The organism is Qipengyuania citrea (assembly GCF_024171405.1).
GTDB lineage: Bacteria > Pseudomonadota > Alphaproteobacteria > Sphingomonadales > Sphingomonadaceae > Qipengyuania > Qipengyuania profunda.
This window is the reverse complement of record NZ_JALJZT010000002.1, coordinates 1099466-1111257: the sequence shown is the minus strand read 5'-3', so window position 1 is coordinate 1111257 and position 11792 is coordinate 1099466. Positions and strand designations below refer to the sequence as shown.

The 11792-nt window shown below is 63.7% G+C and carries 8 protein-coding genes; 6 read left to right on the top strand and 2 right to left on the bottom strand.

The features are described 5' to 3' along the window. The first annotated feature begins 391 nt into the window (after positions 1–391). From J2S32_RS06395 to J2S32_RS06380, 4 genes are all read left to right on the top strand, one after another. Positions 392–1798, top strand: a complete 1407-nt coding sequence (locus tag J2S32_RS06395) for a hypothetical protein (RefSeq protein WP_253518610.1) — start codon at positions 392–394, stop codon at positions 1796–1798. Positions 1799–1941: 143 nt separating this feature from the next. Beyond that, positions 1942–2847, top strand: coding sequence for a sulfite exporter TauE/SafE family protein (locus tag J2S32_RS06390; protein WP_253518607.1), 906 nt, complete (start codon positions 1942–1944; stop codon positions 2845–2847). Then, positions 2844–3596: a TIGR02186 family protein gene (locus tag J2S32_RS06385; protein ID WP_437181918.1), complete on the top strand. Its 753-nt coding sequence runs from the start codon at positions 2844–2846 to the stop codon at positions 3594–3596. Before J2S32_RS06390 ends, J2S32_RS06385 begins: the two co-directional genes overlap by 4 nt. 99 nt (positions 3597–3695) lie before the next feature. After that, a complete protein-coding gene (locus J2S32_RS06380; protein WP_253518604.1) occupies positions 3696–5669 on the top strand; it encodes an ATP-binding protein in 1974 nt (657 codons plus the stop codon). 116 nt (positions 5670–5785) lie between these two features. On the opposite strand, the gene J2S32_RS06375 is transcribed toward J2S32_RS06380, so the two are convergent. Together J2S32_RS06375 and J2S32_RS06370 are read right to left on the bottom strand one after the other, a co-directional pair. Then, positions 5786–6520, bottom strand: a complete 735-nt coding sequence (locus tag J2S32_RS06375) for a 7-carboxy-7-deazaguanine synthase QueE (RefSeq protein ID WP_253518601.1) — start codon at positions 6518–6520, stop codon at positions 5786–5788. Between the two features lie 318 nt (positions 6521–6838). After that, complete coding sequence (locus J2S32_RS06370; protein WP_253518597.1) at positions 6839–9667, bottom strand: valine--tRNA ligase; 2829 nt, start codon at positions 9665–9667, stop codon at positions 6839–6841. A gap of 103 nt (positions 9668–9770) precedes the next feature. Between J2S32_RS06370 and J2S32_RS06365 the strand changes: the two genes are divergently transcribed. After that, positions 9771–10883 (top strand): MlaE family ABC transporter permease, encoded by a 1113-nt coding sequence (locus J2S32_RS06365; RefSeq protein WP_253518585.1) that lies wholly within the window; start codon positions 9771–9773, stop codon positions 10881–10883. Further along, on the top strand, positions 10883–11785 hold the full coding sequence (locus tag J2S32_RS06360) for an ABC transporter ATP-binding protein (protein ID WP_253518582.1): 903 nt from the start codon (positions 10883–10885) through the stop codon (positions 11783–11785). The genes J2S32_RS06365 and J2S32_RS06360 overlap by 1 nt, the downstream gene beginning before the upstream one ends. Positions 11786–11792 lie beyond the last annotated feature (7 nt).

The window sequence follows — 11792 nt, the reverse complement described above, 5'->3', positions numbered from 1 at the left end:
GCGTATCAGCGCCGCAAGAACCGGCCGAGGAGCTGGAGGAAGCGCCGCTAGCCTTTTCTTCGCAGACCAACCGACTAGCTAGCCAGCGAACGGCATATGCTGGCAGGTTGACAGATTATCCGTCGCGAGTTCCGTCGCAGGCGCCCGGGGAGGCTTGAGTCCGAAGCGACATGCACTTGTGCAGATACCATGCGTGCGATACGGGTTGGAGGTGCCTTTGAGGTCCAATCGTCGCGCCGCGTTTCCTGTATTTTTTGGATGCACAACCCGTGATGGGTACTGAGCAGGTTGCCGTACCGCGAATATACGAAGCGAATTGAACGTCGATGACCCTACCTCCTGCTACAACGTTGCGTGCGCATAGTATCGCGCCAGGCTTTGCTGCAGCGGCATGATGCCCCACTCGCCTTCGGTACCGGTACGCACGGCAGCTCGTAAACCGAGCAGCAAGGACCAGCTTCTGTGGTTCGTGCTACTCTTTTGCATCGCGCTCGTGGGCCTCGGGTTTCTGCCGCTGGCCTTTCTCGGAACACCCTTCCTGAAGCCAATCCATATCTTCGCTGCTGCGCTGCTGTTGCTGACACCGACGATGCTTCCGGGGTCGACCCAGGGCATGAGCATCGTGAGGATGGTGGCATTCGCGTTCTTCACCCAACTCGCGGTGCTGCTGATTTCGCTGGCGTGGTCGCCCTTGGTCGCGACGGGTGCGCTTTCCCTCATGATCAGCTTCACGAACTGCGTAATAGCGCTGGCATTCTGCTTGATGGCGTCGCGGCTCAGCCTGACGCGCCTGGCAGATCTTCTGGCCTATGGAGCTTTCGCTGGCGCAGTGGCGTTTCACCTCGCCTTATTCGTCGGGCACGCGCTCAGTGGACAGAATGCTCTTGCGATCCTCATCGATGTGGCGCTGAGCGGCGAAATGCGCAATTTCAAGTTGCTTTATTTCGTAGGAGGCATGAAGGGCCTCGGGGTCGAGGGAGTTTCCACTTTCTTCTCCACTGTTGCGCCGAAAGCAACCAATTCATTCGGAAGCGCTTTCGTCACCACAGCGATTGCGGCCGTTCATGTCGTCGCCGCTGACCGGGCGCTCACCAGATACCGCAGTGTCAAGCGGGACTGGGCGGTGTGGCTTGCCCTTATAAACGCGGTGTTCGTGATCATGATCGCCTTCAGCGACCGCGTGCAAATCTACGGTGCGCTCCTGATAATTGCGCACCTTTCCTATTTCGGTTTCATGCACGGGAATTGGAAGCTCGGCGCATGGCTCACTTTCGCCGGTATCTGGGTGAGCTTGAGCGCGATCATGTATATCGCAGTTAGCGCCTCGGCGCAGGGGACCTTCGAGGAATACATCTACCGGGTCACGAACAACCCGAGGTTTGCCGACCTCGACCGCGTGCTGGTGAAGCTGGGCGAGCTCGGGATGCTGGGCGGCGGCATGGGCATCCCGCTGTCATTCCACGACATCAGATATCTCTATCCGCACAATCTATTCCTGTTTAATTACATGTCGGCGGGGATGATCGGGCTGCTGGCCTCGTTCATCTGGTTTGGGCTGCTGTGCCTGCTCGCAGTCAAAGCCTTCGCGCTCATGATCAACCAGCAAATGCCGCGAGCGGTAAGGCGTCTTGCCCTAGGCGCATTCTCGGGTGTGGTCTATGCGATCACGCTGACGCAGCTGGTTTCTCAGGGTGATTTGGACACGGCAGACTGGTTGGGTCTGGCGATCGCGTTGAGCGTGCTCGCCAAGGCGCAGTCCATTAGCCTGCGTGTTGAATCAAAGGCGGGCGGAGTTTAGGCTGTCGCCTCTGCCGCTTCGATCATGGCGCGGTATCTGCGACGGTGCAGTTCCCCATCGCCGTGCCGGGGTCGTGACGCTTTCGACCGGTTTCTGACACAGTTCAGCTTTTATCCGTCACCCGGCTGCGATAGGGCGCAGGCATGGACGTCTACCTCCCCATCGCGAACCTGTCCGTCAACGGGCTATGGATCGTCGCGCTGGGGGGACTGACCGGGATCCTGTCGGGTCTGTTCGGCGTGGGTGGCGGTTTCCTGACCACGCCGCTGCTGATCTTCTACGGCATCCCGCCGACCGTGGCCGCGGCTTCGGCCTCGACCCAGGTCACCGGGGCCAGCGTAACCGGCGTGCTGGCGCATGGCGGGCGCGGCGGGGTCGATTATCGCATGGGTGCGGTGATGGTGGCGGGCGGCGTGATCGGTTCGGGTTTCGGCGCGCTTTTGTTCCGGTTCTTCCGCGCGATCGGCCAGATCGATGTGGTTATCAGCGCGCTCTACGTCGTCCTGCTCGGTACCATCGGGATGCTGATGGCGCGCGAAGCGGTCCAGACGATCTGGGGCAAGGGCGGTTCGCAAGCCGCGCGGCGGCGGCACCACCCTCTTGTCGCCAGCCTGCCGATGCGCTGGCGCTTCTACCGCTCGGGTCTCTATATCTCCCCGATCGCCCCGCTGCTGGTGGGCGTCGTCGTGGGCGTGCTGACCATGCTCATGGGCGTGGGCGGCGGGTTCATTCTCGTGCCCGCGATGCTCTATATCCTCGGGATGAGCGCCAATGTCGTCGTCGGCACCTCGCTCTACAACATCCTGTTCGTGACCATGGCGACCACGATCATGCACTCGCTGACCACCAAGGCGGTCGATATCGTGCTGGTCTTCCTGCTGCTGGTCGGCTCGGTCACGGGTGCGCAGATCGGTTCGCAGATCGCGGTCAAGGCGAAGCCCGAAGTGCTGCGCCTGATCCTCGCCGCGACCGTCCTGGCGGTCGCCTTCCGCATGTTCCTCGGCCTGTTCTACCAGCCCGAGGAAATCTACACGTTGTATCCGCTGTGAGGGCGCTGCTGCTCCTCCTCTTCGCCTTTGCGCTAATGGGCCAGCGCGATCCGATCCTCGTGCCCGAAGTCAGCCAGCACGAGGTGCAGGTGCGGCAGGGGTTCACCGGCACCGAACTGCTGCTGTTCGGCGCAGTGCTCGATCCGCAGGGCCGCGCGGCTGGTAGCGATTACGACATCGTGGTCGTGCTCAAGGGGCCATCCGAACCCGTCCGGCTGCGCGAGAAGGAACGCTTTGTCGGCGTGTGGGTCAATGCCGCGACCAGCGACTTCCGCTCGGTCCCGTCCTATTTCGCGGTCGCATCCTCGCAGCCGATCGACGCGATCGTCGACGAGAAAACCGCCGCGATCTACGAATTCGGGACCGATTACATCCAGCTGTCGCCCAGCGGGGTGATCGACCCCGAGGAACAGGCGCGGTTCAAAGCCGGGCTGGTCGACCTCAAGACCCGCCAGCAGCTCTACAAGCAGGATTTCGGCGGGGTCCAGATCAGCGAACAGGTGCTCTACCAGTCCCGTATCTCGCTGCCGTCCAATGTCTCCACCGGCACCTATACGGCAGAGACCTTCGCAGTGCGCGATGGCCGGGTGATCGCCTCGGCGCTGGCAGAGGTCGAGGTCAAGAAAGTCGGCTTCGAACGGATCGTCGCGGTCTACTCGCAGGAATGGGCACTGGTTTACGGCCTTCTGGCGGTTGCGCTGTCGGTCGGAATGGGCTGGGCGGCCGGGCGATTATTCGCGCTGATCTAACCTTTCCCGGGCACTATCGTTGACCACATCTTAAGCAGTTTCGGTCAGGCAGGCTGCCAGCGCAATGGGCGCGTTTGACGTTGGGGCACAGCCAGATCGATGAACGACACAGGCAATCCGGATTACCGCAGTTTCGACCCCGCGCAGGAAGACGGCGCGGAGCCGCCCCAGCCGCGCAGCAATTCGCTGCGCGACCGCATCCGCCGCAGCGCCGAACAATCCTCCACTCCGGCGGTGTCGCCTTCGGGCTATGTCCATCAGCCGCAGCAGCCCGCCGCCGAGACAAGCCAGCCCGAACCCGAACCTGAGCCACAGCCCGCGCCGCTCGCGGTGCCCCGCGGGGACGACCCCGCGGAACGTCCCGTGCCGTCGCCTGTGACGCTCGGCGAAGCCCCGCCGCGCCCGCCCGAACCTGCGGCTTCGCCCGAGACCAGCGAGGTACCCGAGCCGGCCAAGGAACCCGAGGAGATTGGCGAGAACGCGGGCAAGCCGATCGGCGTCGTGCTCGAGATCGCCGGGTCCAGCTCGCAGATCGCGATCGACCTCCAGCGGCTGAACGAATGTGCCGACGATACCGATCCGTCGGTCGCCATGGCCGGCCAGGTCGGCTCGCAGATCAAGATCCGCGTGGGCAACAGCTGGCTGCTCGCCAGCGTGCGCAACCAGCGCCAGGACCGCAAGGCGGGGTCGATCCTCGCCAATATCGACTTCCTCGGCGAAGGCACCGAAGAAAAGCTCACCGGCAAGCTCCACCGCTTCCGCCGCGGTGTGACGCGCTATCCGGTCCCCGGCGCGATGGTCTATCCCGCGACGACCGCGGATCTGAAACAGGTCTATGCCAGCGACGGGCGCAGCGCGATCACCATCGGCAAGGTCTATCCGACCAAGGACATCCGCGCCGGCATCTATGTCGATGCCATGCTCGGCAAGCACTTCGCGCTGCTCGGGTCGACCGGTACGGGTAAATCGACCAGCGCCGCGCTGATCCTGCACCGCATCTGCGAGGCCGCGCCCGAAGGCCATATCGTGATGATCGATCCGCATGGCGAATATGCCTCGGCGTTTCGCAACACGGGTGTGATCCTCGACGTCTCGAACCTGCAGATGCCCTACTGGATCATGAATTTCGAGGAACATTGCGAAGTGCTGATTACCAGCACCGGCAATGACCACCAGGTCGATGCCGACATCCTCGCCAAGTGCCTGCTCAAGGCGCGGCAGAAGAGCCGGCTGGCCGAGCATATGGGCAAGATCACCGTGGATTCGCCGATCCCCTACCTGCTCTCGGACCTCTCGAACGAGATCCAGGACGCGATGGGCAAGCTCGACAAATCGACCAATTCCGCGCCTTATATGCGGATCAAGAACAAGCTCGACGAGATCAAGGCCGACCCGCGCTACCAGTTCATGTTCTCGGGCATGCTGGTGGCCGACACGATGGCCGATTTCATCGCCAAGATCTTCCGCATGCCGTCGAACGGCAAGCCGATCTCGATCATCGATGTGTCGGGCGTCCCGTCGGACATCACCTCGACCGTGGTGGCGGTGCTCAGCCGGCTGGTGTTCGATTTCGCCATCTGGGGCCGCGACGAGCGGACCTCGCCGATCCTGCTGGTCTGCGAAGAAGCCCACCGCTACGTCCCCAACGAGAAGAACGCCGATGGCAATTCGGTCGGCACCATCCTGTCGCGCATCGCCAAGGAAGGCCGTAAGTACGGCATCAGCCTGGGCCTGATCACGCAGCGTCCGTCCGACCTTGCCGAAGGCGTGCTGTCGCAATGCGGCACGATCCTCTCGATGCGCCTCAACAACGACCGCGACCAGGAATTCGTCCGCGCGGCGATGCCCGAAGGCGCGCGCGGCTTCCTCGATGCGATCCCCGCACTGCGCAACCGCGAGTGCATCATCTGCGGCGAGGGTGTCGCCGTCCCGATCCGCATGAGCTTCGACAATCTCGAGGAATCGAAACGGCCCGCGTCGGAAGACCCCAGCTTCGTCGAACTGTGGAACAATGCCGGCGGCGAAGAGGACATGGTCCAGCGCACCGTCCAGCGCTGGCGCTCGCAGGGCTAATCCGCCCATATGAGTCATTGCGAGGAGCCGCCGGCGACGCGGCAATCCAGAGTACTCGGCACTGGCCCGAACGCTTGGAACGGGATTGCTTCGCTACGCTCGCAATGACTGACGTCTCAAGTGCCCCGTGTATCGCCGAACAAATGGATGTGCAGCCGGTCGCTCATCCGGAAACCGTGTTCGACGCATAGCGGCGCGAGCCATTGTTCGCGGGCGCGCAGCGTCTCGCTGTCGGTGCCTTCGGGCATCAGGAAGACGTGGTCGGGCTTGAACCGATAGCGATCGCGCAGCGCCAGCACCTCGCCCAGATCCGCCGGCGCAGCGATCACGAATTTGAACCAGGCGCGCGGATCGGTGGCATAGGCATCGAGCCGCTCGGGGATGAGCGCCAGTTCCGCAGGATTGCCGCTATGCGCCAGCTTGGGGCTGACGTTGAACTGATCGATGCGGATGTCGAGTGCGGGGCTTGCCTTGGTCGTGCCATTGGTCTCGATCTCCACCGTGACATCGGGCAGATGGCCCAGCAGCCGCGCGAGCGCGGGCGCCTGCAGCAGCGGTTCGCCGCCGGTGATCACCAGACGCTTCTGGCCCAGCGCGGTGATACGCGCGGCAACCTCCTCCTCGCCCAGCGTGAGCTGGTTGGCCGTGCGGTCGAATTCGACCCCGTCGCGGTGCGGCCGCTCGTCGCCCGCGAAATGCCATGTATAGGCGGTATCGCACCACACGCAGGCGAGATTGCAGCGCGACAGCCGCAGGAAGGTGCAGGGCATGCCCGCACTCGGCCCTTCGCCCTGCACGCTGGCGAAGATCTCCGGCTCACCGGGAGCCTGGGTGGCGAGGACTAGTGGCATCGGGCACCCTCATTCGGTTCGTCGTGCGCGGGGCACACATGGACCGCATGGACCACGGTCCAGGCGCGAAAAACGAACCGATCAGTCATGCGGGGTTTGATCGAGCGGGTCGATTGAAGATGCGCGTCGGAGGTTGGGGTAGGGGCGTGGGCCATTGGCGCGTTCATGACACAATCGGGCTGCGTAGGAAATCGCCACCACGCGTCACCCCGGCCTCCGAGCCGGGGTCGGGCTGTTCTTCGTTGCGGGCACAAGGCCGAGCGAAGAAGCCTGACCCCGGATCAAGTCCGGGGTGACGAGAGGGTTAGGCGTGTTTTGTCAGCCGAGCCGCGCGAGGGCGGCTTCGAGCCGCGCGACTTCGGCGGTGTGGTGCGCATGGTCGGCGCGCGCCTTCTCGACCGCTTCGGGCTTGGCGCGTTCGACGAAGTTCGCATTGCCGAGCCGGCCTTCGAGCGACTTGGCTTCCTTGGCCGAAGCCTCCAGCGCCTTCGACAGGCGGGTCTTCTCCGCCTCGATGTCGATCACGCCTTCGAGCGGAATGACAAGCGCATCCTCGCCCGCTGCGATCTGCATCGCCGCGCCAGCGGGCGCTTCGGCGAAGTGGATCGCGGTCAGCCGCGCCAGCCGTTCGATGGCGCCGGCATTGGCCTCGACCACCGATTTCGCCAGCACGCTGGGCGCGGGGCAGAAGGCTTCCAGCTTGGCGCCCGGCGCAATGCCCAGCTCGTTCTTGGCGGTGCGGATCGCGCTGGTCAGCGCAATTAGCCAGTCGATTTCCGCTTTAGCCTCGGCATCCACTTCGGCCTGCGGATCGACCCACTTTGCAGTGATCAGCGGATAATCGGCGCGGTCGCCCTGCTTGGACCACAGTTCTTCGGTGATGAAGGGCATGAAGGGGTGCAGCATCACGAGGATCTGGTCGAGCGCCCAGCCGGCGACCGCCCTGGTTTCCTCGTCGAAATTGCCTTTGACCAGTTCGATATACCAGTCGCAGAACCGGTCCCACACGAAGTGATAGATCGTGTTTGCCGCCGCATCGAAACGCAGCTCGGCCAGCGCCGCGTCGAGCGCCTCTTTGGTTTCCACGACTTCACCGATGATCCAGCGATTGACTGCGTGGCTCGCCTTGGGCGCCGCGATGCTGCTGCTCGCGCCGATGCCGTTCGACTGGCAGAACCGCGTCGCGTTCCAAAGCTTGGTGGCGAAGTTGCGGTATCCCTCGATCCGCTTGTCATCCATCTTGATGTCGCGGCCCTGGCTTTCCATCGCCGCCATGAAGAAGCGCAGCGCATCGGCGCCGTACTGGTCGATCAGCCCCAGCGGGTCGACGACATTGCCCTTCGACTTGGACATCTTCTGCCCATCCGCCGCGCGGACGAGGCCGTGCAGATACAGCTTGGGCCATGGGTTCTGCCCGGTGGTGTACTGCCCCATCATCATCATGCGGGCATCCCAGAAGAACAGGATGTCGAAGCCGGAAATCAGCAAATTGTTGGGATAGTGCTTGGCGACCAGCGAAGCCCTCTCCCCGTTCGGGAGAGGGTTGGGAGAGGGGTTCGCCGTGTCAGCGGCGACCATGGTCGCCGCCCCCTCACCCTCCGCGCCTGTCGGCGCTCCTCCCTCTCCCGCAGGGGGAGAGGGATTTTCCGGCCAGCCGAGCGTGGCGAAGGGCCAGAGCGCGGAGGAGAACCACGTGTCGAGCACGTCCTCGTCGCGGGTCAGTGCGGCGCCTTCGCCTGCCTGCGCCTGCGCTTCCTCCTCGTTCAGTGCGACATAGGCCTTGCCTTCAGCATCGTACCACGCCGGGATCCGGTGCCCCCACCACAGCTGCCGGCTGACGCACCATGGCTGGATGTTTTCCATCCAGTTGAAGAAGGTCTTCTCCCAGCTCTTGGGGACGATCTCGACCTCGCCGTTCTTCACTGCCTCGATCGGCTTTACCGCCAGCTTCTCGGCATCGACATACCACTGGTCGGTCAGCCAGGGTTCGATCACCACGCCGCCGCGGTCGCCGAAGGGCGTCGCGATGGTGCGCGGTTCGGCGTCGAGTTCCTGTTCCTCGCCCTTCTTGGTCTTGGCGATATGCGGGATGAGGTGGCCGCTTTCCTTGAGCCGCTGGACCACCAGTTCGCGCGCGCCATCCACCCCGTCACGCTTGAACCGGTGCTGGCCGAGGAATTCTTCCGGCACCAGCCCGTCGGCGGTCTGGCAGACATTGGCTTCCCCATCGAGCATGTTGAGCATCTCGGCGGGCCTGAACCCGGCGCGCTTGCCGACTTCGAAATCGTTGAAATCGTGCCCGGGGGTGATCTTCACCGCGCCGCTGCCCAGTTCGGGATCGGCATGTTCGTCGGCCACGATCGGCACGCGGCGCCCGGTGATCGGCAGCACGACATGCTTGCCGACCACGCTGGCATAGCGCTCGTCCTCGGGATGCACCGCCACCGCCATGTCGGCCAGCATGGTTTCGGGGCGCGTGGTTGCAACCTCGATATAGTCGCGTCCGTCGGCCAGCGTGACGCCGTCTTCAAGCGGATAGCGGAAGTGCCAGAACGAACCCTTCACATCCTGCGTTTCGACCTCGAGATCGCTGATCGCGGTCTTGAGCTTGGGGTCCCAATTGACCAGCCGCTTGTCGCGGTAGATCAGCCCGTCGTTATAAAGATCGACGAAGGTCTTGGTCACCGCCGCGCTGAAATGCGGGTCCATGGTGAACTGTTCGCGTGACCAGTCCATCGAGCAGCCGAGGCGGCGCAGCTGGCGCGTGATCGTGCCGCCGCTTTCCTCTTTCCACTCCCACACCTTGGCCACGAAATCCTCGCGGCTGTAATTGGTGCGCTTGTCCTGCTTCGCCTCCAATTGGCGTTCGACGACCATCTGCGTGGCAATGCCCGCATGGTCGGTGCCCACCACCCACAACGCGTCCTTGCCGCGCAGCCGTTCGTAACGGATCATGATGTCCTGCAGCGTATTGTCGAGCGCATGGCCGATATGCAGGCTGCCGGTGACGTTGGGCGGCGGATTGACGATCGTATAGGGCTGCGCGTCGGGGCGGTCGGGCCGGAAGAGGCCTTCCTGTTCCCAATGCGCGTACCAGCGCTGCTCGATTTCGGCTGGGTCGAAGGTCGTGGGTAGCTCGGTGCTCATGCGACTGGCCTTTGCCAGCGCCCTTGGTGCGATGCAACGCTGCAGGTGAACTCGCGCGATAGCCGCTTGGCAAGTGGAGGATTTGCTCGCATACGACGCCGCAATGGGTGGTTTCGCCGAATACGAACTGATCGAGGATGATGACGGGGCTACGGTCCTCGTGCTCTCCGGGCCCTATCTGGTCTCGACCATTGGTGCGATCGACCAGGATTTGCGGGTCCTCGATGGGCCCATCGGCACCATCGACCTGTCTGCCATCAGCGAAATCGATACGGTCGGCGCATGGGTGGCCTGCAGCCTGTCGAAGACGCACGATGCCGAGATCGTCGGTGCGAGCGATCGCGCCAAGCGGCTAGTCGGCGCGCTCGAGGGCATGAGCGTCGAGGAAGACATTACCGCCCCGCGCCTGCCCGTGTGGGAGCGCGTGCCGCAGGCGGTGGGCGACAAGCTGTTCAACGCCCGCCACGGTGCATACGGCGTGATCGGCTTTCTGGGTGCGCTGCTGATCTCCATCGGCAGCCTGATCCGTCATCCGCGCCGCTTTCGCGTGCTCGCGCTGGTCCGCCAGCTTGAACTGGTGGGGGTGTCGGCGCTGCCGATCATCGGCCTGATGAGCTTCCTGATCGGCGTCGTCATCGCGCAGCAGGGCGCGGTGCAATTGCAGCAATTCGGCGCCGAGACGCTGACGGTTAACCTCGTCGGGCGCATCACCTTGCGCGAACTGGGTGTACTGATGACCGCGATCATGGTCGCGGGCCGGTCGGGCAGCGCCTTTGCCGCGCAGATCGGGACCATGCGGCTGACCGAGGAAGTCGACGCGATGCAGACCATTGGCATTTCGCCGATGGAGGCGCTGGTCGTTCCGCGCATCCTTGCCGCGGTACTGATGATGCCGCTGCTCGGCTTCTATGCCTCCGGGGTTGCGATTATCGGCGGCGCGTTCGTCGGTCAGTTCATGCTGGGCATTCCGTTCTGGACCTTCCTCACCCGGATCCAGGACGTGGTCCCGATCTACGATTTGTGGGTCGGGCTGGTCAAAGCGCCGGTGTTCGGTCTGATCGTCGCGCTGGCGGGCTGCTATCACGGCATGCAGGTCAAGGGGAATTCGGAAGACGTTGGCCTGCGCACCACCATGGCGGTGGTGACGGGCATTTTCGCGGTGATCGTGATCGACGCCTTCTTCGCCGTGTTCTTTACCGAAATCGGGTGGGGCTGATGGCGCAGGACGAAACCGGGCGCGAACTGGGCCGCCACGAACGCTATCGCGGCGATTACCCGATCGTGGTCGAGGGGCTGACCAATGCTTTCGGCCCGCAGGTCGTCCACGAGAACCTCGATCTCAAGGTCAGGCGCGGGGAGATCCTCGGCGTGGTCGGCGGCTCGGGCACCGGCAAGAGTGTGCTGATGCGCTCGATCATCGGGCTGCAACGGCCGACTGCGGGCGATATTCGCGTGTTCGGCAAGTCGATCATCGATACCGATCCCAATGTGCATATCGGCATCCGCAACCGCTGGGGCGTGTTGTTCCAGGGCGGGGCGCTGTTCTCGACACTGACCGTGGGCGAGAATGTCGAAGTCCCGCTCAAGCAGTTCTACCCTGATATCGAACCCGATTTGCGGCACGAGATCGCGCGGTACAAGGTGGTGCTGTCGGGCCTTGCCGAAGAAGCGGTGGCCAAGTTTCCCTCCGAACTGTCGGGCGGGATGAAGAAACGCGCCGGGCTCGCCCGCGCGCTTGCGCTCGACCCCGAACTCCTGTTCCTCGACGAGCCGACCGCGGGGCTCGACCCGGTCGGTGCGGCGGCTTTCGACCGGCTGACGCTGGAGTTGAAGGAAACGCTCGGGCTGACCGTGTTCCTGATCACCCACGATCTCGATACGCTGCACGAAATCTGCGACCGCGTGGCGGTGCTGGCGGACAAGCAGGTGATCGCGGTCGACACCGTTCCCAATCTGATGGAGCTGGACCATCCGTGGATCCAGCAATATTTCAACGGTCCACGCGGACGCGCGGCGCTGACCGCGCAGGCGCTCGACGAATTGCGCCGGCACATGGACAAACCGGTGGCCGCGCATGCGGTCAAAGCGTTGGACAAACCGCCTGCGGGCAAGGCATAGGGCGAAA